Origin of the sequence: Agrobacterium burrii, assembly GCF_017313405.1 — a bacterium.
GTDB classification, from domain to species: Bacteria; Pseudomonadota; Alphaproteobacteria; order Rhizobiales; family Rhizobiaceae; genus Agrobacterium; species Agrobacterium burrii.
In genome coordinates this window covers 133,529-157,221 of record NZ_JAFLNA010000006.1, presented here as the reverse complement: position 1 = coordinate 157,221, position 23,693 = coordinate 133,529, and the positions used below count along the sequence as shown (strand labels likewise).

Here is a 23,693-nt window from a genome sequence, read left to right as displayed (position 1 = left end):
CAGGCGAGGTGATCCGATGGAATCGGTCGTTGTCAGCATCAATCTGTTCGGCGCGGTGGCGCTGCTACTTTTCGGCCTTGCGCAGATCAAGGACGGCATGTCGCGCGCATTTGGCGCCAGGCTTCGCACCGGTCTCGCCGCCGGCACGCGGGGCGGGTTTCGCTCCTTCATTGCCGGTCTCGTAGCGACGATCGCCTTGCAGAGTTCGACTGCGACCGCGTTGATGGTCGCTTCTTTCGTTGAAAAAGACCTTATCGCGCCGGCCATGGCGCAGATCGTGTTGCTGGGAGCCAATGTTGGCACTGCGATGACTGCGTGGATTGTCGCGCTCGGGCTTGGCTGGCTGTCGCCAATGCTCATCCTCGCGGGCGTCATCCTGCTACGGGGAAAATCGGCGCAGCGGCAGGGAGCGGGTGCGGCCCTTGCCGGTGTCGGCCTGATGCTGCTTTCCCTGCATCTTCTTTCCGCCGCGACCGATCCTATAAGACAATCTCCGGCGCTTGGTCTCTTCATTTCATTGCTTGGCAATGCCTGGCCGGTGGCGCTGATTTTCTCCGCCGTCCTGGCGGTGCTGGCATCTTCCAGCCTTGCGATTGTCGTTCTCATCCTGTCGCTCGCGGCAAGCGGCGGCATCGAAACGAGCCTCGTCATCGTGCTGGTGCTCGGCGCCAATCTCGGCGGTGCGGTGCCACCGGTGCTGGCAACGCTGAAAGCGCCGATTGCGGCGCGCCGGGTGACTGTCGGCAACCTCATCGTCAGGGCCATCGGCTGTCTTCTGGCCCTGCCTCTTGCCGGATATGGCGCGGTGCTTCTGGATATGTCGCCCTTTTCGCACGCCAATCTCGCGGTTGATGCGCATCTTTTCTTCAATCTGGCTGTTGCCGCCATCGCGTGGCCGCTCTCGCCGCTGCTTTTGCGGGTAACGAAGGCAATGCTGCCGGAAAAAGAGGGAAGCGAAAGCAGCCGCAGCTATCTCGACAGTCACGATCTCGATCAGCCGGTTGCAGCACTTGCCGGTGCCAGCCGCGAGGTGCTGCTGGTCGGTGACCTGATCGAGCGCATGCTGCTGCAGGCAAGCGAGGCGATGCGCGATAGCGACGTCGCGAAACTCAACGACATCAGCAGGCTGGAAGGCCGGGTCGACCGCATACAGCATGACATCAAGGTCTATGTCTCGAAGGTCGGACAGGATGGGCTTTGCCGGAAAGACCAGCGCCGCGCGATGGATATCGTCGAATATGCCATCAATCTCGAACATATCGGCGATATCATCGAGAAAGGCATCCGTCCGGAAATCGCCAAGAAGATCGATCTTGGTCTCCAGTTTTCCGCTGACGGCAAGAGTGAGCTGGAGCGTCTTTTCGCCGTCACACTCGACAATATCCGCATGGCCCAATCGGTTTTCGCAACCCGCAATGCCGATCTTGCCCGCCGGCTGGTGGAAGTGAAGGAAGATGTGCGGCGTCTCGAAAAGCAGTCTTCGGAGCGCCATCTGCAGCGCCTGCGTGATGGCCGGGCCGACAGCATCCAGACCAGTTCCGTGCATCTGGACATGCTGCGCGATCTCAAACGCATCAACGCCCATATCGCCGCCGTCGCTCATCCGATCCTCGATGAAAGCGGCCTCCTGATTGAAAGCCGCATCAAGCAGGTGGGTTAGCGCGCGGTGATGCGCTCGACCATGGAAACGGGCACGACCTGAAGCCGGGTTTCCGGCAGGTCGCTGTCGAGCGCGGTCAGGACTTTTTCGGTCAGCGCGTCGAAGGATTGGGCAACGGTGGTCAGTTGATAGCTTTTCCAGCCAGCCTGTGGAATATCGTCGAAACCGACGATCGAGAGATCTTCCGGTACCCGGCGACCCATTTCCAGACGTGCGGCGTCCATGAAACCGAGTGCCAGCAGATCGGTCACGCAGAAAGCGCCATCGATCGCCTTGTCGGCCAGCAATTCGCAGCCGGCCTGATAACCGCTGTCATAGCTCGTCGGTCCGCCGGACCAGGGAACGACCTCGATGCCTTCGATGCTCATGCGCTGGGTGAAGGCGCCGGCGCGGCGCAGCTGCGCCGGGGTCTGGCTGCCGCTGGAAATCACCGCGACCTTGCGGCATTTGGCCGCCACGAGCCGCATGGCGGCAAGGTCGGCACCGTGGGAATCGTCGCTCAGCACCATATTGGTGTCGGTGCGGTCGAGACGCTGGTTGATGAGGATGAGGCGCACGCCATTGGCGATGCATTCATCGACGATCGAAGCCGGCGGTTCGCCGGAAAGAACGACGATTGCCTGGGCGCGGAACTCGAAGAGAAGCTCGATCAGCGGCGCGATGTCCTTGCGCGCATCCGCCGCATTCAGCAGCAGGCATTGCAGCCCGCGGCGCAGAAGGCCGATGCTGAGCAGATCGAGCTGCTTTGAAATGAAGGGGGAACTCAGATTGGCGCCGACAACCCCGATGAGGTTGGAGCGGTCATTATTGAGGCCCTGCGCCAGACGGTTGACGCGGTAGCCAAGTTCCTGCGCGGCTTTCAGCACCTTGCGCCGCACCACCTTCGAAACGCTGCCGCCGGGAGTGAAGGTACGCGAGACGGCGGAGCGCGAGACCCCGGCCTTTTTCGCCACCTCTTCGGCTGTCACGAACCCTCTCGCCATTCAATTCCCCCGGTTGCGAAATCCTATGCCTGATACCACAGGCGATGTGGCGTCGGCTATTCCAATCGAAATTTTTCAGCCGCCCGCCGCTGCGCGAGGGCAGGGAGATGAGGTACACTTCGGGAAAACGTCCCATTCGTTCCATTGCTGTCCCGCCGGGAAAAACATTCCTCCGTTCATCATGCTCAAAAAATTACAGTTTTGTGACAAAAAGACCTTTTAAAACAAATAAATAACTTAGTGATCACGTGTGCATTTTTTCGTTGACAAACCGCCTTTAAAGACGGATCATGCATTCCAAGGTCGAGTGATATATGGAATTTTTATTCCATATTCGCTTTGCCGACGATGTTTTCGGGAGGAGCTGGGATCATCGTTGTTGGCGGGTTTTGGACACCCGCTTCTGAAGCATTGATGCATTGCTGAAGGTCACGCACGCGCCGCCTGTTTTGCAGGCTGTGCGACGGCAGTTTTTTGCCGGCGTGTCAGGGCAGTGGTGTGGCCATACGGGGAGAGATAATGGCTCTTTTAAGCGAATCAACGAAGGCGGAGGCATTGGGGCGTCCCCCGGCGACCGCGCCTTCGGCATGGCAGGCCTGGCGATATCGCCTCAAGGTCGCGCTCCGGGAGCCGACGACGCTGATCGGCGTTCTGACGGCCCTGCTTTTCACCTATCTGATCGTCATTCCGATCATTTCGATCGTTTTCGATGCGGTGCGCGTGCAATTCGGCCACGAACGGCGTCTTGGCAAGGATGTTGGCGACCTCACGCTTTATTATCTCGACAGAGCGTTTTTCTCGCCTGTCGCGACAGACCTTTTCTGGCGACCGCTCTTCAACACCCTGACGGTAGCTTTCGGGGCGATTGCGCTTTCGTTGGTCATCGGCACCGTGCTTGCCTGGCTTATCAGCCGCACGGATATGTTCGGCCGTCGTTGGTTCGCCACCGCGCTGATCGTGCCTTATATGCTGCCGGCCTGGACTTTCGCGCTGGCATGGACGACCCTGTTCAAAAACCGCACCGTTGGCGGCCAGCCCGGCTGGTTCGAGGCAATAGGCCTGACACCGCCGGACTGGGTGGCCTATGGGCGCTTCCCGATCACCATCATCCTTGCGCTGCATTACACGCCTTTCGTCATCCTGCTGTTCGGCTCGGCGCTTCGCCGCTTCGACTCGCAGCTTGAGGATTCCGCCCGCATTCTCGGCGCACACCGTTATCAGGTGGCCTTGCAGATCATCATGCCGCTGATGCGGCCGGCGCTGCTGTCTTCCATGGTGCTGATCTTTGCGAAGTGCCTTGGTGAGTTCGGTGTGCCTTATGTTCTGGGGCTTCCCGTGAAATTCGAAGTCCTGTCGACTTCGCTGTTCCGCAGCATCGCCTCGCGCCAGACCGGCGTTGCCGGTGTCGTTGCGGCTGCGATCATGCTCATCGGCATCGTCACGCTGATGATTGACGCCCGCCTCGTTCGCGAAGCCCGCCGTTTCGTGACGATCGGGTCGAAGGGTTCGATGAACCGTCTAAGCCGTCTCGGCAAGATGCGGCTTCCGGCAACCGGCTTTGCCGCTGCCGTCTTTATTCTCAGCGTCGGCCTGCCGCTTCTGACCCTGGCGCTCTCGACCGTCATGAAGATGCCGGCCAGATTCTCGCTCGATAACTTCACACTCGATTACTGGATCGGCACCAACCTCAACACGGTGGCCTTGCAGACCGGTGTTCTCTTGAGCCCCGATCTATGGGCGGCCGCCAAAAACACGATGATGATCGTTGGCCTTGCCTCGCTGACATCAGGCGTTCTCGGTCTCTTGGTCGGCTATGTCGTCATCCGCACGCCGGTGCGCGCGCTGTCGGTCTATCTGCGACAGGTAACGTTCCTGCCCTATCTCGTGCCGGGCATCGCCTTTGCCGCCGCCTATCTGTCGCTGTTTGCCGTTCCGCGCGGGCCGATGCCGGCGCTCTATGGCACGGTGACGATCCTTATCCTGGCACTGATTGCCGACCAGATGCCCTATGCCTCACGCGCCGGCATTTCGGCCATGACGCAGCTTGGAAAGGACCCGGAAGAGGCGGCGCAGATCGCCGGCGCAGGCTGGTTCCGCCGCATGATCTCGATCGTCATCCCGATCCAGAAGGGATCGCTGGTGACGGGGGTTCTCCTGCCCTTCATTTCGGGCATCAAGGGCTTGAGCCTTTTCGTCATCCTCGCGGTGCCGAGCACGGACGTGCTGACCACCTATTCGCTGCGACTGGTCGATTACCACTACACACAGGCCGCCAACGCCGTGGTGCTGATCATCGCCGGCATCGCCTATTTCGGCACGCTGCTGGCCCAGAAACTGACCCGCACAAATCTTGCAGAAGGACTTGGAAGCTGATGCCTACCATCAACTTGCGCGGTGCGCAGAAAAACTACGGTGTGAATTCCCCAAATGCGGTTTCCGATCTCGATCTCGAAATCCGTGACGGCGAATTCATGTGCCTGCTCGGCCCTTCCGGCTGCGGCAAGACCACGACGCTGCGCATGATCGCCGGCCTCGAAAACCTCTCCGGCGGGGAAATCCGCGTCGGCGACCGGGTGATAGACTCTGTCAATGACGGCATCTTCGTGCCGCCGGAAAAGCGTGAAATGGGCCTGGTCTTCCAGAGCTATGCGCTTTGGCCGCATTTGACGATCGAGCGCAACACGGATTTCGGCCTGCGCTTGCGCAAGCTGCCGAAGGCCGAACGTGAAGCCCGTGTCGAGCGCGTCATGCAGGCGCTCGACATTGCCAAATATCGCGATCGTTACCCGTCACAGCTTTCCGGTGGGCAGCAGCAGCGCGTGGCGCTTGCCCGCATGCTTGCCGTCAATCCCGGCGTTCTGCTTTTGGACGAGCCGCTGTCCAATCTGGATGCCCGGCTGCGGCTGGAAATGCGCGCTGAGCTGAAGCGGCTGCACAAGGAGTTCAAGACCACCATCGTCTTCGTGACGCATGACCAGTGGGAAGCCATGACGCTTGCCACCACCATCGCCGTCATGAACGAGGGCACGTTGCAGCAGATGGGCACGCCGAACGATATCTATGATCGTCCGGCCAACCGCTTCGTCGCCGAATTTGTCGGCAGCCCGCCGATCAATATCCTGACCTTTGGCCAGCCCGGCGTCTCCGATGTTGCCGATAAGGGCGAAGCCTATTTTGCAGCGCGTTATCCGCAACTGCGCGGCATCGCGTCGGTCGGCATGCGGCCGGAGGCGATGGGTTACGTGATGAAGCCGGAAGATGTGCCGCAGGGCAGTTTCTCCGGTGAAATGACGGTGACGGGCGTGCTGCCGACCGGCGGCAGCTGGATTCTTGAGCTGAGAAGCGAAAACCACACGCTGTTTCTCACCACCCATTCCCTGCCGCGTATCGACAGCGGCGACCGCGTGTTTTTCCACGTGTCGCCGGAGGCCCTGCATGCTTTTGACGCAAGGGGGCAGCGGGTCACCGAGGCGGACGCCGTTCTACGCAACAGCACCTACAACTGAAAACGCCGGCAAAGACGGCTGAAGGAGAAGCAGTATGAAGCGGACAATGACGGGTTTGAGCCGGCTGTTATGCGCAACGGCTATCGCTGCGACGTTTGGCGGCGCGGCGAAGGCGGAAGAGCCTTTCGACCTCAATGCCCTGATCGAGGCGGCCAAAAAGGAAAAGCCGATCACCGTCTATGACAGCACCGGCAAGATCGTCGAAATGACGAAGAACTTCGCGGCGAAATATGGCGTGGGCGCCGAGGGCGCGAAGGTCAAGGCCACAGCCCAGCTGGAAATGATCATCCGCGAGGCGCGCGCCAACAATATTCAGGGCGACGTCTCGATCATCAGCGATGCGCCGGCAGCGATGGCGCAGCTTATTCCGATGGGTTTTGTCGAAAGCTGGTTGCCGCCGGATCTGGCCGGCAATATTCCGCCGGAATATCAGGATCCGCTCACCGTCGTCACCAGCGCCAATGTCTGGGCCTATAATAGTGAGCTTTTCGACAAATGCCCCGTTTCCAACATCTGGGAACTGACCGACCCGAAGTGGAAGGGCAAGGTGGCAATGCAGGATCCGCTCGGCAAAGCCTCCTATGTCGATTGGTTCAATCAGATGGCCAAACATGGCGATGGCGAGGTGAAGGCGGCCTATAAGGCGCTCTACGGCAAAGACCTCGAAACCGCAGAGACGACTGCGACCGCCGCCTGGGTGAAGGCGCTTGCCGCCAACGCTCCGCTTCTGACCGATGCCGATGCGGCCGCCGCCGAAGCCGTTGGTACGCCCGGCCAGAAGGACGCGTTCATGGGCCTCATCAGCTCGGCGAAGTTCCGCGACAATGCCGACAAGGGCATGAAGCTTGGTCTTTGCAAGGAGCTGAAGCCATGGGCCGGCTGGCTTTATCCGGGCGTCGGCCTGATCACCAAGGGCACGGACAGCCCGAACGCGGCGAAGCTCTTCATTCATTACATCATGACCGCTGAAGGCATCGCGCCGCAGGCAATCGACGGCAAGATGTCGACGAACAAGGAGGTGAGCCTGCCTGCCGACGAGCCTTCGGGTATCGGCGCGGTTCTCGACCACATTCTGCCTTACAGCATGGCCACCAGCCTTGACGACTGGGATGCGCGCGAAACGTGGCAGGACTTCTGGCGCGTGAACTACAAAAAATAACGGGGGGACCGACGCAGTGACTATAATGAAGCATAACCGATATGGTGGGCAGCGCGGGGGGCGAATGGCCGCCTCCGCACTCTCCCTGATCTTCTCGCTGGCGCTTGGCACCGCCGCACATGCGCAGGACGCCTTTAATCTCGATGCGCTGATCGACGCCGCAAAGAAGGAAAAGCCGATCACCGTTTACGCGGTGACCGGCAAGATCGTCGACACTGCGCAGGCCTTCACCGCCAAATACGGCGTGCAGGCCAGCGGCAAGAAGGTGAACGAGGCAACGCAGGTCGAGCTGATGATCCGCGAGCATCGGGCCGGCAACGTCGTCGGCGATGTCAGCGTCGCAACCGACGTCGCCTCCGCCATGGGGGAGCTTTTGCCCGAGGGTATCGCCACCAGCTGGTCACCGCCGGATATGGAAGGCGATATTCCGCAAAAGCTGCGCGATCCGCTCGTGATCGTCTCCGATCCGCATGTGTTTACCTATAATACCGAGAAATACGACACATGCCCGGTCACCAATATCTGGCAGATGACGGAGCCGAAGTGGAAGGGCAAGCTGGCCATGCTCGATCTCTTCGACAAGCCGCTTTACGCCGACTGGTTCAACCAGATCGAAACCCATCACGATGCCGATGTCTCCAAGGCCTACGAAGATCTCTACGGCAAGAAGCTTGAAACGGGCGAAAAAAGCGCGACGGCAGCCTGGGTAAAGGCCTTTGCCGAAAACGCGCCCCTGCTTTCTGATTCAAGCACGGTTGCGGATGCGGCCGGTGCGCCGGGGCAGACCGATCCTTTCTTCGTCATCACCTCAGTGGCCAAATACCGTGACAATGAGACCAAGGGGCTGAAGCTCGGGCTTTGCAGCGGCGTCAAACCCTTTTCCGGCTTCCTTTATCCCGGCTTCGGCCTGATTGCCGGGCAGACGAAAAGTCCGAATGCGGCAAAGCTCTTCCTGCATTATCTGATGACGGAAGAGGGCATCGCGCCACAGACCGCCGATGGCAAAATTTCCGGCAATACGAAAATCGCCCTGCCTGCGGATGAGCCTTCGAAGGTGGCAGCTCACCTCAACGAGCTGATGGCTTTCGATGCGACAACGGCTGCCGATGACCTCGACAAGCGCGAAGGCTGGCAGGATTTCTGGCGTGTGAACTACAAAAAATAACGGCAAGGCGGGCGTGAGCCTGCCTTACTTTTCCTTGGGAGGGGAGACGATGAAAAGAACAAATTTGACAACGGCGTCAGCCATTGCTGCGGCAATGATCGGATTGTCTGCCATGGCTGCTGCGGCCGAAGAAGCCTTCGATCTGGATACGATCCTGGCGGCGGCAAAGCAGGAAAAACCGATCAATATCTATGACAGCACCGGCAAGATCGTCGAAATGGCCGACAAGTTCAGCGCCAAATATGGGCTGAAGGCGACAGGGGTGAAGGTCTCGGCCAACAGCCAGCTGGAGATGATCATCCGTGAAAGCCAGTCCGGCAATGTGCAGGGCGACGTGGTGCTGATCACCGATGCGCCATCGGCGCTCGCGCAGCTTCTGCCGGCGGGGTTTGTCGAAAATTATCTACCGGGCGACATGGCGGCGAAAATCCCGGCGCAATTTCAGAACCCGTTGGCAATTTCCACCAACGCCAATGTCTGGACCTATAATACCGAAGCCCATGACAAATGCCCGGTGGGCAACATCTGGGAACTGACTGAGCCGAAATGGAAAGGCAAGGTCGCCATGGTCGATCCCTTGAGCAAGAGCACCTATACGGACTGGTTCAACCAGCTTGAAGCGCATGGCAACGAAAAGGTGGCGGCGGCCTACAAGGCCCATTTCGGCAAAGAGATAGAGGAAAAAGGCGCGTCTGCCGCATGGATCAAGGCAATGGCTGCAAACGGCCCGCTTGCCACCGAAGGTGACGATCCGGTGGCGGAAGCTGTCGGTGCCCCCGGCCAGAAACAGCCCTTTTTCGGCCTGCTAAGTTCCGCCAAGTTCCGCGACAATGCCGACAAGGGTTACAAGCTCGGCCTCTGCACGGGCCTCGATCCATGGGTCGGCTGGACCTACATTAAGCTCGGGCTGATCGCGTCCAAGACCAAGAGCCCGAACATGGCGAAGCTCTTTGTTCATTACATCCTGACGGAAGAGGGCATCGCGCCGCAGATGAAGGACGGCAAGCTGCCGACCAACATCGACATCAAAATGCCGGCTGACGAGCCCTCGGGGCTGATGAAGGTTGCCGACAGACTGATGGGATACGATTCCGCCACCGGCCTTGATGATTTCGACCGCCGCGAGGAATGGCAGGACGTCTGGCGCGTCAACTACAAGAAATAATCCCGGCTGGCGCGGCTGATGCCGCGTCGCCTCCTTCTTTGCGAACGAACAGACTGGATATGCCGATGCAGACCTCATCTTCGACCGAACCAAAATCTGGATATGAGGAGGGGCTTTCCCGCTCGATGCGGCTGATGAAAATCGCCGAGGCGGCGGCGCGTGCCGTGCGCGATCCGCTGCTTGCGGCATTCCGCTCGGACATGACGGTGGATTATAAGGTCGATCTCCACGACATCGTCACCATTCATGACAAGCGGGCTGAAGCTACCATTCGTGCCGTCATTCTCGCAAGCGAACCCAATTCGGCGATCATGGGCGAAGAGGGCGGCCAGATCGGCAGCGGCGAGGTGCAATGGTATGTCGATCCGATCGACGGTACGGCAAATTTCGCCCGTGGCCTTGCCTTCTGGTGCGTATCGATTGCCGCCGTCATCGACGGCGAGGCCGTTGCCGGCGTGGTCTATGATCCCGTGGCGGACCAGATGTTTTCCGCCAATCTTGAAGCTTCCTATCTGGACGGAGACAAGCTGCGCTCCCGCAGTGTTGCAGACGAGACCCGGGCGACCTTGATCACCGGTTATCCCGTCTCGCGTGATTTCCGGCTGGATGGGCGGGAAGCGGCGCTCGCCAATTTCGGCGCTCTTGTCGAGACCTTCTCGACATTGCGCCGGCCTGGCAGCGCCGCGCTCAGCATCGCCCATGTTGCGGCGGGCTGGACGGATGCGGCCGCCGGTTTCGGCGTTAATGCCTGGGATGTGGCCGCAGCCATCCTCATTCTCAAAAATGCCGGCGGAACCTATGAGCCGCTGACCCTTGGAAAGGTGGCGGAGGGTTCTGCCGATTTCCTCTGCCCTGGTTATATCGCCACGGGTGAAGGGGCGAATTACCCGACATTAGAGCGGGTGGCGCGGTCCATATCCGAAAGCCGTATCGCAGCTATAGGACAAAGCCTCACGACCGCGAATGCCTGAGAAAAGAGACGTGACGGTGGCCGTATCGGCGCCGATGGAGACATGACATGCCACAACCGGAAAAAAACCTGTCCCACGAGCAGGAAAGCGGCGAATTGCCGAAGCTCAGCCGCATCTATGAGCAGCACCCACTTTATGGCGTCGATCTGTTCATTTCGGGTAAGGAGGGTGCCAGCGACCTCAACCTCCTGCGTCAGAACGGCATCACCACCGTCGTCAATTGCGCCGTCAATCTCGACTTCAACTTTGTGGAGCAGCCGCAGGTCGTTTCCGATCATGAAGGCAGCATCTATGGGCCGGGCGAAATCCGCTATTACAAGATCGGCCTGATCGATGGTGCCGGAAATCCCGATACCCAGATGGTGGCTGCCCATTATATTCTGCGGGCGGCGCTGGAACAGGTATTGCCCGACAAGCCGTCCTATCCCCGGCGGGAACGCGGCAGCGTGCTCATCAATTGCCGCGGCGGCCGTTCGCGTTCCGTCGCCGTCGTCGCGCTCTTTCTGCACCTGACGCTGCCGGTGGAATTTCCGACCCTTGACGATGCCATCAGCTTCGTTCGCGTGAAGCGCGAACTGCCGGAAAACGAATGGTTCAAGGCGCCGAAGCCCGTGCTTGCGGACGCCGCCCGCCGTGCCGCCGGCTGGATCGCGATGATCGACGCCGCGCATTGAGGAGAGATTACCCCGGTGCCATTTGTTTTCGTGCGGTAATGGCGACGTCCTCGGCACAAAAGGACGTCGCCATTTATATGCCGGGAGGTTGCTAGATGGCATCCTCTCGGCCGTTCTTGTTTAAGCTTCGGTCCCCGCATAGTTCCACGCCCGGACCTTCTCGATGTTCCTGTCCGAGCAGGAAACGATTTCGAACGCAAAACCTTCGCCGGAAACACGCTCACCCACCTCGGGAAGGCGATTTAGACGCCACAGAATGTAGCCCGCGACGGTGGAATAACGATCGGCTTCATCCACCAGATCGATGTCGAGAAGATAAGACGCCCTTCTGACATCGACGGCGCCGTCGATAAGCCAGGAGCCGTCTTCCGCCTTTTCCGAAATCAGCAGTTCTTCGCCTTCGTCAGGGAATTCGCCGGCGATCGCCTCGAGAATATCCGTTGGCGTGGCGATTCCCTGCAGCGTGCCGTATTCGTCGATGATGACGGCCATCTGCAGCGGGGATTTGCGCAGCTGTTCCATGACCTGCAGGGCCGTGGCGCTCTCATGCACCACAAGCGGCTGCCGCAGCGAGCTTTCGAGGTTCAGGCTTCCATCACGCAGAAGATCACGCAGCAGGTCCTTTGTGGCTGCGACGCCGAGGAAGGAGTCCAGCTTGCCCTGCGCGAGCATCAACCGGGAATGGTCGAGTTCGAGCAGACGGTGGCGCAGCGTCTCCGGGTCGGCGTCGATATCCAGCCAGTCGATCTCGGTGCGTGGCGTCATGATCGAGACGACGGGGCGTTCGGCAAGTGTCAGGACGCCACGGATCATGTCCTTTTCTTCGGATTTGAACAGGTCGCTGAGGGTGGCCTGTTCGGCGATAAGATCGGCCGTCTCGCCAAGCGGCTGTTCACCGACCCGGCCGCCGAGAAGCCGCAAAATGGCGTTGGAGGTACGCTCACGCATATCACCGGCGGTGATGCGCCTTTCGCGGTTGCGCCTGCCAAGCTGGTTTGCCGCCTCAATGAGCACGGAAAAGCCGATGGCCGCATAGAGATAACCCTTCGGAAGATGGAAACCGAAACCTTCGACGATGAGGCTGAAGCCGATCATCAACAGGAAGCCAAGGCAGAGAATGACGACGGTCGGGTGTTTCGACACGAATGTCATCAGCGGCCTGGAGGCCGCCATCATCACGGCCATGGCCACGCAGACGGCGGTGATCATTACCCAGAGATTGTTGACCATGCCGACGGCGGTGATGACGCTGTCGAGTGAGAACACGGCATCGAGCACGACGATCTGCACGATCACCTGCCAGAAGACAGCATGGACCACCTTGCCCTGCTTCGGCTTGTGGTCACCCTCCAGCCGCTCATGCAGTTCCATGGTTCCCTTGGCGAGCAGAAACGCACCGCCGATGATGAGGATGATATCGCGTCCGGAGAAGGAGAAATCCGCGATTGTAAACAGCGGCCGCGTCAGCGTGACGATCCATGAGATCGAAAACAGCAGCAGGACGCGCATGATCAGCGCCAGCGACAGGCCGATGACCCGAGCCTTGTGGCGTTGGTGTGGTGGTAGCTTGTCGGCAAGGATCGCGATGAAAACGAGATTGTCGATGCCGAGAACGACTTCGAGAACGATAAGGGTGACGAGGCCGATCCAGATGTTCGGATCTGCTAGGAATTCCATGTTCAGGAGCCTTTATGGGAATGGATGCGAACACGCAAAGCCCCGGACTGAACATCCGAGGCTGAAAGCTGTCGCGTTGATGAAAACAAGAAAATCCGAGGCTGGCTGCGCTTCACGCGAGCCAGCCTCGTTCGGTGTCGACTACTGTCGGTACTGTCGCCTTCGTCAGGCATAGGGCGAATTTATCCCGCTATCCGTGAATTCTTGTGCCAGCCGAATTAGCAGATTTCCGGCGGATGGAAAAGCGCTTTTTGCTTAAGGTTACATTGTGAAGGTACGGTTTGGCAATCTTTGCGTGTAAATCTATGGGTTTTTACCCGAGAACATCCGGCCCTGTACAATCTAGGCGATTGGCTACTATTTGAAAACAAAAAAGCGTTATCGCGTTTTTTCGCCTATGTCCGAAGTCGTCCGCTGGTCGATGGCCTTGCCGTCAAGAATGCTTTTCAGGGTGTCCAAGCGGTCGTTGATCAGCCATCCATAGTAGTTTTCGACCGGCAGGCGGTTTTTTGCGCCCGCATCCACGGCTGCCCGCAGGCGTTCGGCGCGACGCCTTGGCTGGCCGACATTGTAGAGTGTGGAGGTGATGCCGGGATTGCCTGAGATGTCGAAGCCCTTTTCCCGGTAGGCGTCGATGGAATCCCTGAGGATGGCGGCGATGTAGATGATGCTGCGGTCGGGATCCATGACGTCGCGGTAGATTTCCTTCGGCCTGTCCGCAGAGAGTTTCGGCAGGCCGCTCGTCCTGTTCACGAGATCGGTGACCTGCAGCGCCGTCAGCGGGCTGATCTGGCCAAGTCCGAAGGTCTGCCCCGCATAAAAGGGCTGGAAGAAGGCACGCTGGAACGAGATGGCCTCATAGCTCGCACCATCCACGACCTTGCCACGGAAGTCCTCGTCCCACACGGTGTCGCGGCAGCTCCATTGTTCGGAGGTGGTGGCAAGCGGCTCGCAGGACTGGAATTCCGGCCTTTGGAGGAAGGTCTTCAGGGAAACGCCATTATAGCTGAACTTGATATCGAGTTCGGCGTAGGAAATGGCCTTGACGTAGTAGGTCTGCAGGCGATCCACGGCCGAGACGTTGAAGGTATGTTCTCCGACGATGGCGCCGACAATGTGGATCGGATCGATGCCATAGGCCGCGGCGGCCTTCTTGATCTTGCTGAGAAGGGCGGGTTCACTGTTTAGAAGATCGATCGTCTTGCCGAACTTTTCCTCGTAGGTCGTGTAGAAAGCCTTGGTCCGGATCGCCGAGGCTCGTGGTATTTCCGGCTGCTCGGCGGAGCGATTTCCAGGAGGAACGACGGTTATCTGCTGCGCGACGGCGTAAGAAGGAAGGCAGGCCAGCGTCATGATGAGGGTGGCTGTGCGGGTGATCTTCGCAAACAGGCTCATGCAACATTCTCTGTAACGGGGATTCATCGTGGTTGTGGGCCTTTCTTAGGCAGGCCATCCACGCATGGCAAGTTTGCCGCCGCTCACATTCCCGTTGTTGGCGATTGTGAAAGGTGTCGCACGATCCGGCGGTAACAGGTGCGCCAATTTTCGGGATCGTTAAAAGTCGAGCGGTTTGTTTCATTTGAACTCAAACCGGCAGCGATAGGTCATGTTCTCAGGAGATGGACATGACCTATTTCAACAAATTGCTGCAGGCATGTTTTGTTCTGACCGTTGCCGGTCTGCTTTCACCGGCAGAGGCTTCGCCTTCGATGGCGACGGGTGCAATCACCTCGCAGCCGGTGGGGCATTACGAATTCTGCCAGCGGCATTCGGCCGAGTGCCAGCCCGTGAAGGCCATGCCCCCGCTTCATCTCACGCCCGACAACTGGAAAACCATGGTTTCGGTCAACAGCGCCGTCAATGTCGAAATCGACCAGCGTTCCGATATGGAAGTATGGGGTTACGAGGACTATTGGGAATATCCCTATAAGGGCGCTGGCGATTGCGACGACCTCGTGCTGGAAAAGCGCAAGCGGCTGATGTGCCGGCCTCCAACCTGCTGATCACCGTCGTCCGCGACGAGCGGGGGGACGGCCATGCCGTCCTCACGGTGAGGACGGATCGTGGTGATTTCATCCTCGACAATATGAAGCCGACAATCCTTCGCTGGGACGAAACGCCCTATAGCTATCTCAAGCGTCAATCGACCGATCATGCCGGTCGCTGGGTGGATATTGATGGCTCGGGTGCGCCGGCCATCGCTGCGCGGGAGGTCGATCGTGGCACCGCGGTACCCGCGACCACCACCCGCCGCAACATCATCGATCTGTTCAGGAACCGCTGAAGCGGTTTCACACCTTCAATGCCCCCGATCCGAGACCGATACCCGTTTCTCCATCGAAAAGGTGCATATCGGACGGGTTAATATCGAGGCCTATGACCTCGCCGGCCTTGACCTCGCTGCGTCCCTGCAGCGCGATGACCAGCTCTGTGGATGTTCCTGTTGTGAGGAACGTGGCTGAGCCGGTGGTTTCCACGGCTGAAACAGGCAGTGTCAATGCCGCTCCATTTGCCGTTGTGGGCTTTATATGTTCCGGCCTGATGCCGACGATCACATGTTTGCCCGGCGGCAGGGCGGCCGGATTGCTGATCGGCTGCTGCGGCTCACCTTCGCCGAATTGCAGCAGAAGTGAAGCGCCGTCCTGGCTGACGGTGGCCGGTATGAAATTCATGGCGGGCGAGCCGATGAAGCCGGCCACGAAGCGGTTGACGGGGCGATCGTATAGTTCCAGCGGCGTGCCCTGTTGCTCGATGATGCCATCGCGCATGACGACGACATGATCGGCCATGGTCATCGCTTCGATCTGGTCATGGGTGACATAGACAGAGGTTGCGTGCAGGCGGTCGTGCAGCGCGCGGATTTCCTTGCGCATATGGACGCGCAGCGCCGCATCGAGATTGGAAAGCGGCTCATCGAACAGGAAGGCCTGCGGATTGCGGATGATCGCCCGGCTCATGGCCACGCGCTGGCGCTGGCCGCCGGAAAGTTCACGAGGATAACGCTTCATCAGCTTGGAAAGTCCGGTCGTCGTGGCAACCTCTTCCGCCGCCTTGCGCGCCTCGGCCTTGGCGACGCCGCGCATTCGCAGCGAATAGGTGAGGTTTTCCTCCACCGTCATATGCGGGTAGAGCGCATAGGACTGGAACACCATGGCCACATCGCGCTTGCGCGGCGGCACGCCATTCATGAGCGTGCCGGCAATGCGCATGTCGCCGGCCGATATGGTCTCCAGCCCGGCGAGCGAACGCAAAAGGGTGGATTTACCGCAGCCGGAGGGGCCGACAAGTGCGACAAAAGTGCCTTTCTTGATGGAAAGGTCGATGTTTTTCAGGGCATGGAAGGCGCCGTAATATTTGTTGACGCCGGAAAGTTCGATCTGAAGGGTCATTTGAGTGCTCCCGAGGTCAGGCCGGACACGATGCGGCGCTGCAAGAGAATGAAGAGGGCGAGAATGGGCGTCACATACATGGTCGCATAGGCCATGATGTTGTTCCATTCGCTGGTATTGGGGCCCATGAAGGAATTGAGGCCGACGCTGGCGGGCTGCAATTCGGCTGCCTGGATCATCGATTTCGAATAGACGAATTCGCCGAAGGCCTGCATGAAGATGAGGATTGCGCTGACGAGGATGCCGTTTCTGGCAAGCGGCAGCACGATGTTGAAAAATGCGCCGACCCGCGAATTGCCGTCCACCAGCGCCGCCTCTTCCAGCTCCTGCGGCACGGCCATGAAGGTGGCGCGCACGAGGACCACGAAGAACGGCATGCTTTTCGCCGCAATGGCGAGGATGACCGACAGGCGCGGATAATCCAGAAGCCCGAATTGCGAGAAGCCGACGAAGATCGGTGTGATCATCAGCGATGCTGGCAGAACCTGCAGCATGAGGATGAGGAACAGACCGATATCCACCCAGACATTGCGATAGCGCGCCAGCACATAGGCGCAACCGACACCAAGAATGGTGATCAACAGCACGGCGCCGGAGGCGATCAGCACCGAATTCCAGAGATATCGGCCCATGTTGCGGCTTTGCCAGACATAGGAATAGGTCTGCCATTGCGGGTCTGTAGGCCAGAAACCGGGTGGATTGGCGAACATCTCCGAGCCGCTTTTAAGCGAGGTCAGATACATCCAGTAAAGCGGGAAGAGATAGATGATGGCGAGCACGATGGCGATTGCCAGCATCAGACGGTTGCGGTTGGTGGTGCTCATCCGCGCACCTCATGTCGTGTGGAACGCACATAAACGATGGAAGCCAGCATGACGAAAACGATCATGATGACGGAGATCGTCGCGCCCTTGCCGAAATCATATTGTCGGAACGACAGGTCCCAGGCCCAATATTGCGCCACGTTGGAACTGTTGTTCGGCCCGCCATCGGTAATGGCGGCGAAAAGATCGAATTGCTGCAGTGTAAAGATCAGCCCGAGCGAGACGATCGCGCCGATGGTGGAGCGCATCATCGGCAGGGTGATGGTGTAGAAGCGCTGCCAGGCATTGGCGCCATCAAGCTCCGCCGCTTCGTAAAGGTCGCCGGGAATTGAGGCGAGGCCGACGGAAAGCAGGATCATGTTGAAGGAGGTGCCGAGCCAGATATTGGCGATGACGACGGCCCAGAGCGAAAAATTCGCATCCGAACGCCAGAAGATATTACCTGAAATCAGACCGCTCTCCCGCAGGAAGAAATTCAGCACGCCGAAGTCGCCAGACAGTATCCAGTTCCAGATGGCGCCGACGACGAGGCCGGGCATGACCCAGGACACGAGGAACAGGCCGCGCAGCCAGGTGGCGCCGGGAAAATTCACCCAGAAGAACAGCGCCAGCCCAAAGCCGATGGCGAATTGTCCGGCAATCGAGGCGACCACGAAAGTGACGGTGTTCATCAGGATCGGCAGGGTCTCCGGCTGCCGTAACAGATCGACGTAATTCTTGAAGCCAACGAATGGGCGCACGAAGGTGCCCAGGCTGAACATGTCAACTTCCTGAAAGCTCATGACAATGTTGTAGATGAGCGGCAGACCCGCCATGACGAACAGGAAACTTAAAGGCAGGGCGACAAGGACGATGTCGAAACCGCGACCGTCACTGACGCTGGAAAACAGTTTTTTCATGAAACATCCTCGCAAGCTCCGCTTGGGGCCGCCGCCGCATTTTGCGACAGGCGACCCCACCGGGAGGAACCCTGCGGATGGGCGTCGGATATTCCGCTCGCCCGTCCATCCAATCAGCCTTCGACCAGCTTTATCTTTTCAGCGGCCTGATCGAGCGCGGCTTTCGGCGTCATCTGTCCCGACAGGGCGCCCTGGATCGCGTCCTGAATGGCCTTGGAAATTTTCGGCCATTCGGGTGAGGGGCCGCGCGGCTGCGCATATTTCAGCTGCTCGACAAAGGTCTTCAGCGCCTCATCCTTCAACGCATTGCCGGTTGGCGGTACGGGAACATCCGAGCGCGCCGGCAATTGGCCGAAGTTCTTGAACATGTCCTTGTCCTGCGATGCGAAGAATTCGATGGCCTTGAAGGCTTCTTCGGGATGTTTAGTCTTGGAGAAGATCGCCCAGTTATAGTCGCCCATGGCCGAAGACCGGGGGGCGTCAGGTGTGGGCACCGGCAATAACGCGACACCCCAGTCGAACTTGGCGTCCTTCAGCATACGGTCGATTTCCCAGGGGCCGGAAATGACCATGGCAGCATTGCCGGCATTGAAGGTGGCGGTGGAATCCCACTGGCTGCGCGTCAGCGTATCCGGTGATGCGAGCTTTTCATCCAGCATCAGTTTCCAGGTATCGAGCGCCTTCACGGCACCCTCGGTATTGATGTTTTTGTAGGTCGCGCCCGCCATCTGCGCCCAGGGCAGGAACTGGAAGGTGCCTTCCTCATTCGCCTTGGCGCTGAAGCTGATGCCATAGACGTTCTTTGAAGGGTTGGTCAGCTTGCGGGCCGCTTCAACCAGCTCGTCCCAGGTCTGCGGCGGTTTTGCCGCATCGAGCCCGGCGGCCTTGAACAGGTCCTTGTTGTAATAAAGCGCAATCGTATTCGTCGCCTTCGGCACGCCGAAATATTTGCCGTCCCACATCACCGATTTCAGCGGCCCGGGAAAATAGTTTTCGGTCTTGATGACATCCGACTTGGCGATCATGTCCGTCACGTCAAGAAAGGCGCCGCGGGCGGCGAACATGGCGTGGTTGGGGTTGTCGATGGCGATGATGTCGGGGGCATTGCCGGTCGAATAGGCGCGCATCGCTTCACTCACCACATCGTCGAACTGCAATTGCCGATATTCGATCTTGATGCCGTTATTGAGCTTGTTGAACTCGTTTATGAGGTTCGGTGCCGGCTGGATATCACGATCCAGCGACCACAAGGTCAATGTCACATCCTCCGCGTGGGCGGCAATCGCGCCGGCGGATACGCCCGCCAGCACAAATACGCCGGCCATCATGCATTTCGCGATACCCATAATCTCCTCCTTTTGGTTATCGTCGCTGCAGTTTTCGGAAATCTTCTCCCCAAAGGTTTCCGTTATGTCGGGTCGACGACAAAATCGCCGCCGCGGCAATGTTTCAGATAGTTCAGGCCGTGCACCTGGCCCGTCATTTCCAGCGCATCGCGATAGACGGGGTCATGCCAGCCTTCGATGTCGATCGAGCCAGACCAGCCGGCAAGGCGCAGCTCGGAAATGATATCCGTCCAGTTGCTGTCGCCGAAGCCCGGCGTGCGCATGAAGACGAACTTCTCCTTGCCGAAAATGCCGTGCTCGCGAATGACATCCCAGCGGATGGTGGCGTCCTTGCCGTGCACGTGGAAAATCTTATCCGCCCATTTGCGGATCTGCGGCAGCGGATCGATGAGGTAAACCATCTGGTGGCAGGGTTCCCATTCGATGCCGATATTGTCATCCGGCGTTTCGTTGAAGATCAGTTCCCAGGCATCAGGGTTATGGGCAATGTTCCAGTCGCCGGTCTGCCAGTTGCCGTCCATCGCGCAGTTTTCAAAGGCGATCTTCACGCCCTTGTCGGCGGCGCGTTTTGCAAGCTCGCTCCAGATTTCCTTATATCTTGGCAGGCTTTCAGGTAGGGGCTTGCCACGCAGCCGGCCGGTGAAACCGGCAACGCATGTGGCGCCGAAATGATGGGCATTGTCGATGCAGTCTTTCCAGCCCTGCAATGTCTGAAGGTCGATGTCGGTTTCTTCCAGCGGATTGCCGAACATGCCGAGCGTGCTGATGGTGATGTCGCGTTCGCCGATGGCGTCACGGCAGCGCTTGCCGAGTTCGGCAAGGTCCTGACCGTTGGTCGTCTGCCAGAAGAACGGCTCAAAGCTTTCAAAGCCAAGATCGGCTATCTGGCCGATGCGCTCAGCCGCCTGTCCTTTGCTGGCGCTGACCATGGTGCCGATGCGGATGGATTTTGCCGGATTGCTCACGTCTTTCAGTCCTTATGCTGCAATGGAAACACGCTGGCCGAGGCGGGCGCTTTCAATCGCGCCGATCACCATGGCAAGGCTGTTGATGTTGTCGAAGGAGGCTGTCTCCGGCATCCGGCCGGTGCGGATGGATTCGAGGAACGAGAGAATGACGCTGGCGTGGCCGAGTGTATCCCGTTCTGAAACCGCGTCGGAAACGTTTACGGTGGCAAATCCTCGCAACAGGCCCTGTTCGTCGCCAGCCACGGAGGCCGAAAAACCGTCTTCTCCATCCCAAAGGATCATTCCCTTCGAGCCGATCAGCCGCCATCGGGCTTCCCAGCTGGTTCTTTCACCCTCGGCGCACCAGGAGCCGCGATAGGTGAAGACCACATCGTTGGAGAATTCGAAAATGGCATTGGCGCTTGCCCCATGAGCATACCAGGAACCGGCCGGGTTCTTTTCCACGCAAAAGACGGAGAGCGGCTTTTCATTGGCGACAAAACGGGCTGCGTCAAAGGTATGGATCGCCATGTCGAGAAGCAGGACGTTCTTCATCTCTTCACGGAAGCCGCCGAAATGAGGGCCAAGGAAAAAATCACAATGGATGGCCGTCAAATCGCCAATGATGCCGTCTTCCACGGCGCGTCGTAGCCGCCGGATACCAGCCACGAACCGCCGATTTTGCACCACCGCGTGGACTTTACCCGCTTTTTTGGCCAATTCCACAAGGGTGGCAGCCTCTTCCATCGATGCCGCAAGCGGCTTTTCGCTGAGCACATGGCACCCGGCCTCAAGGCCTGCCGCGACCACCGCAAAGCGCGCCTGCGGGATGACGACGTCAAATAGAATGTCTGCTTTTGTTTGCGCGAGCACCGCACGGAGATCGGTGCCGATGACCGCGTCCGCCAGCCCGAATTCTTCTGCCAGCGCGCGGGCTGTGCTCTCGTTCAGATCAACCAGTCCGGCGATCCAGATCGCGCCGGCGATTTCCGGCGTGGATTGAATGGCGCGCAGCCAGCCCTTGGCCATAGCTCCGCACCCGCATAAAACGGCGTTGAATGTCATCTCATCTCCCCGGACTCTTTCGCAAACTCCTCTTTGCGCAGAGCGTCGTAAACGTTTACGAGACTATGACGATGATGTTAGATATGTCAAGACCGTTAAGGGGCGTGCCGATGGCGCGTCCGGTTTGGGAGGGGAGTGCATGAAAGGAATCCGTCAGCTTGCCGATTATCTGGAGATATCGATAGGCACCGTTTCCCGTGCCCTGAACGGTAAGCCCGATGTGAACGAGGAAACGCGCCGCCGCGTTCTGGAAGCGGCGGAAAAGCTTGGTTATGTCGCCAATCAATCGGGCCGCAGCCTGCGGCAAGGGACCACTAATGTCATCGGCCTGATGACCGGCAGTGACGCGCAGACGGTGGAGAATTCAGACAACTTCTTCATGGGCGTTACGGATGGCCTGCAAAGCGTGTTTTCCGGCCATAATCTCGATCTCATCGTTCTTCCCTGTCCGGGGGAGGAAGATCCCGACGAATATCTGAAGCGCATGGTGGCCCGCCGCATGGTTGACGCGATGATCATTTCCTCGACCCGTCGGATCGACAAGCGTGTTGATTTCCTGAAACAGACGCGTCTGCCCTTCGTCGCCCTGGGCCGCACCTCGTCCAGCACGGACCATGCCTGGATCGATCTCGATTTCGAAGGCGTGGCGAAAAGCGCCGTCAACCGGCTGGTGGCGGCAGGTCATCGCACCATTGCGGTGGCGGCAGCCGATAACGACATCAATCTCGGGTATGTCTTTCTGGAAGCCTATAAACGCGCCCTCGAGGAAAACGGCATAACATACGATCCGTCTCTGGTTATCCGCACAAAATCGAGCGAGCAGGGTGGATATCACGCCGCCAGCGAGTGGCTTCAGATGCGCCCACGGCCGACGGCCATCGTGCTGATCTATGAGTTGATGGCGGTCGGTCTTTACCGGCGGCTTGCCGAAGTCGGCCTCAAACCGGGGCGCGATCTGGCCGTCATCGGCTTTCGTGATGGTCCACGCGGCCAGTTTCTGGAACCGCGCCTGACCAGTTTTCGCATGTCCCTGCATGAGCTTGGCGTAACGGTCGCCCAGACGCTTTTATCGACCATGCCGACCTTTGCGCCCTTCTATCCCGATCAGGCCCGCCATTGCATCTGGCCGATGCTGCTTGTGGCGGGAGAGAGTGACCTTGCACCTTAGGCGCCAGCTCCCGAGCATCAGGAGCGGCGGCTCGCCTCAATGTCAGAGTTTGTAGTCTTGAATGCTCACGACGCCGAACGGATTAAATTTGTAACTATCGTCCTCATACCGCCTGTCATTGGACAGGGCGGCATGATGAGCCGTTACGGTCGTTTCCACACCATCGCGCGCCATCTGATCGGCAATATCGTCCATCAGCGCGGCGATCTTCAATTGCTCCGGATTGGTTGACGGCAGGTTTTCGTCTTTCCGGATAAAGCTCACTTCAATATCAGGCAGCCCGACCAGATGAAATCCGACGCTTGCCATGCCGTTGGCATCGTCGCCGATCGGTCGGCGTGCGAAAGCGAGACGGCAGGTTCTGGCGAGCGCCAGCAGATCACCTGACGCGGCGTCGCTGCGCGACTGTTCGAAAAGCTCTTTCCAGCGCCGTGCTCCATGCGCAACGCCTGCGCTTTCGCCTTTGACGGCGACAGCGCCGTGGTCAAGCATATGTTGCACGAACTGCAAGGCCGTGGCGGATGTCATGACCGCGTTTTTTGCGTCCATCGACGGGCCGAGCACATAAAGAACCGAGCCATGTCCAGCGACAGCCTCTTCGTCAGCCTCCTGATAGGTGTCCGGGTCAACACGGTCCCAGCAGACATTGAAGGATCGCTCCATCCGGTCGTCCGGTTCATCCTGCGAATATTCCTCATCGAGACTGAAATCGGCGGCAAATGTGCCGATTGCTGTGCGGGCGTTCTGCTGGAGTGCTGCCAGACCGTTTTCCGCTCCGAGGAAACACAGAACATGCCGGGGTTTGTATTCGGACCGGGATTCGGCAAAGGCCGATGATTTGCTTGCTGCTTTGCCGAGGGATGGCGCCCCCAGAACGAGACCGCCCAAAAATGCGAGAACACCGCGACGCCCTGAATTCATCCGCTACCCCCAAATGGCTCCGTCAACAGGATGGGGGAGTTTTATATCGGTATACTCATGCAGGCTATATGACAGGCGTCTTTTTTATCGTCTCGCAGCTGTCGAGATTGGTCATACTCGCCAAAAGAAAGGTGGCGAAAACGCCTGCGCGTTTCGCCACCACAGTATCGAAGA

Annotated in this window: 19 protein-coding genes and 1 pseudogene; 10 read left to right on the top strand and 10 right to left on the bottom strand. The window is 58.9% G+C overall.

Annotated elements, in window-relative coordinates; genetic code table 11:
- Positions 1–16 precede the first annotated feature (16 nt).
- Positions 17–1,660: a Na/Pi cotransporter family protein gene (locus tag JZX89_RS13360; protein ID WP_207134323.1), complete on the top strand. Its 1,644-nt coding sequence runs from the start codon at positions 17–19 to the stop codon at positions 1,658–1,660.
- Here JZX89_RS13360 and JZX89_RS13355 read toward each other — a convergent pair.
- A complete protein-coding gene (locus JZX89_RS13355) occupies positions 1,657–2,643 on the bottom strand; it encodes a LacI family DNA-binding transcriptional regulator (protein ID WP_149900772.1) in 987 nt (328 codons plus the stop codon). The two genes, JZX89_RS13360 and JZX89_RS13355, sit on opposite strands and share 4 nt — an antisense overlap.
- A 519-nt stretch (positions 2,644–3,162) precedes the next feature.
- On the opposite strand from JZX89_RS13355, the gene JZX89_RS13350 reads away from it, so the two are divergent.
- The 7 genes from JZX89_RS13350 (at position 3,163) to JZX89_RS13320 (ending at position 11,283) form a co-directional block, all read left to right on the top strand.
- Positions 3,163–5,016, top strand: a complete 1,854-nt coding sequence (locus JZX89_RS13350) for an ABC transporter permease (RefSeq protein ID WP_149900773.1) — start codon at positions 3,163–3,165, stop codon at positions 5,014–5,016.
- Positions 5,016–6,149 carry an ABC transporter ATP-binding protein gene (locus tag JZX89_RS13345; protein ID WP_207134322.1) on the top strand — a complete coding sequence of 378 codons (1,134 nt, stop codon included), beginning with the start codon at positions 5,016–5,018 and terminating at the stop codon, positions 6,147–6,149. Before JZX89_RS13350 ends, JZX89_RS13345 begins: the two co-directional genes overlap by 1 nt.
- Before the next feature lie 34 nt (positions 6,150–6,183).
- A complete protein-coding gene (locus JZX89_RS13340; RefSeq protein ID WP_207134321.1) occupies positions 6,184–7,308 on the top strand; it encodes an ABC transporter substrate-binding protein in 1,125 nt (374 codons plus the stop codon).
- A 64-nt stretch (positions 7,309–7,372) separates the two neighbouring features.
- Positions 7,373–8,473 (top strand): ABC transporter substrate-binding protein, encoded by a 1,101-nt coding sequence (locus JZX89_RS13335; protein WP_246746695.1) that lies wholly within the window; start codon positions 7,373–7,375, stop codon positions 8,471–8,473.
- Between the two features lie 94 nt (positions 8,474–8,567).
- Positions 8,568–9,638: an ABC transporter substrate-binding protein gene (locus JZX89_RS13330; RefSeq protein WP_246746703.1), complete on the top strand. Its 1,071-nt coding sequence runs from the start codon at positions 8,568–8,570 to the stop codon at positions 9,636–9,638.
- 59 nt (positions 9,639–9,697) lie between these two features.
- Complete coding sequence (locus JZX89_RS13325) at positions 9,698–10,609, top strand: inositol monophosphatase family protein (RefSeq protein WP_207134318.1); 912 nt, start codon at positions 9,698–9,700, stop codon at positions 10,607–10,609.
- Positions 10,610–10,656: 47 nt separating this feature from the next.
- Positions 10,657–11,283, top strand: coding sequence for a dual specificity protein phosphatase family protein (locus JZX89_RS13320; protein ID WP_153515910.1), 627 nt, complete (start codon positions 10,657–10,659; stop codon positions 11,281–11,283).
- 120 nt (positions 11,284–11,403) lie between these two features.
- Here JZX89_RS13320 and JZX89_RS13315 read toward each other — a convergent pair whose 3' ends face one another.
- Both JZX89_RS13315 and JZX89_RS13310 read right to left on the bottom strand, forming a co-directional pair.
- Positions 11,404–12,960 (bottom strand): TerC family protein, encoded by a 1,557-nt coding sequence (locus JZX89_RS13315; protein ID WP_207134317.1) that lies wholly within the window; start codon positions 12,958–12,960, stop codon positions 11,404–11,406.
- A gap of 378 nt (positions 12,961–13,338) precedes the next feature.
- The gene (locus JZX89_RS13310) at positions 13,339–14,355 is read right to left on the bottom strand and encodes a DUF1402 family protein (RefSeq protein ID WP_207134316.1); all 1,017 of its coding nucleotides are present in this window, start codon (positions 14,353–14,355) and stop codon (positions 13,339–13,341) included.
- Between the two features lie 230 nt (positions 14,356–14,585).
- Here JZX89_RS13310 and JZX89_RS13305 point away from each other — a divergent pair.
- Positions 14,586–15,244 (top strand): annotated as a pseudogene (locus JZX89_RS13305) (transglutaminase-like cysteine peptidase).
- Positions 15,245–15,251: 7 nt separating this feature from the next.
- On the opposite strand, the gene JZX89_RS13300 reads toward JZX89_RS13305, so the two are convergent.
- The 6 genes from JZX89_RS13300 to JZX89_RS13275 form a co-directional block, all read right to left on the bottom strand.
- Positions 15,252–16,349 (bottom strand): ABC transporter ATP-binding protein, encoded by a 1,098-nt coding sequence (locus JZX89_RS13300; protein WP_207134315.1) that lies wholly within the window; start codon positions 16,347–16,349, stop codon positions 15,252–15,254.
- Positions 16,346–17,173 (bottom strand): carbohydrate ABC transporter permease, encoded by an 828-nt coding sequence (locus JZX89_RS13295; RefSeq protein ID WP_174374497.1) that lies wholly within the window; start codon positions 17,171–17,173, stop codon positions 16,346–16,348. Before JZX89_RS13295 ends, JZX89_RS13300 begins: the two co-directional genes overlap by 4 nt.
- On the bottom strand, positions 17,170–18,072 hold the full coding sequence (locus JZX89_RS13290; RefSeq protein ID WP_207134314.1) for a carbohydrate ABC transporter permease: 903 nt from the start codon (positions 18,070–18,072) through the stop codon (positions 17,170–17,172). The genes JZX89_RS13295 and JZX89_RS13290 overlap by 4 nt, the downstream gene beginning before the upstream one ends.
- Before the next feature lie 113 nt (positions 18,073–18,185).
- Positions 18,186–19,418, bottom strand: a complete 1,233-nt coding sequence (locus tag JZX89_RS13285) for an ABC transporter substrate-binding protein (RefSeq protein ID WP_149900785.1) — start codon at positions 19,416–19,418, stop codon at positions 18,186–18,188.
- 62 nt (positions 19,419–19,480) lie between these two features.
- Positions 19,481–20,383 (bottom strand): sugar phosphate isomerase/epimerase family protein, encoded by a 903-nt coding sequence (locus JZX89_RS13280; RefSeq protein WP_207134313.1) that lies wholly within the window; start codon positions 20,381–20,383, stop codon positions 19,481–19,483.
- Between the two features lie 12 nt (positions 20,384–20,395).
- Complete coding sequence (locus JZX89_RS13275) at positions 20,396–21,430, bottom strand: Gfo/Idh/MocA family protein (protein WP_207134312.1); 1,035 nt, start codon at positions 21,428–21,430, stop codon at positions 20,396–20,398.
- 139 nt (positions 21,431–21,569) lie between these two features.
- On the opposite strand from JZX89_RS13275, the gene JZX89_RS13270 reads away from it, so the two are divergent.
- Positions 21,570–22,598, top strand: coding sequence for a LacI family DNA-binding transcriptional regulator (locus JZX89_RS13270; protein WP_207134311.1), 1,029 nt, complete (start codon positions 21,570–21,572; stop codon positions 22,596–22,598).
- A 42-nt stretch (positions 22,599–22,640) separates the two neighbouring features.
- On the opposite strand, the gene JZX89_RS13265 is transcribed toward JZX89_RS13270, so the two are convergent.
- A complete protein-coding gene (locus tag JZX89_RS13265; protein ID WP_207134310.1) occupies positions 22,641–23,519 on the bottom strand; it encodes a hypothetical protein in 879 nt (292 codons plus the stop codon).
- Between the last annotated feature and the right edge of the window lie 174 nt (positions 23,520–23,693).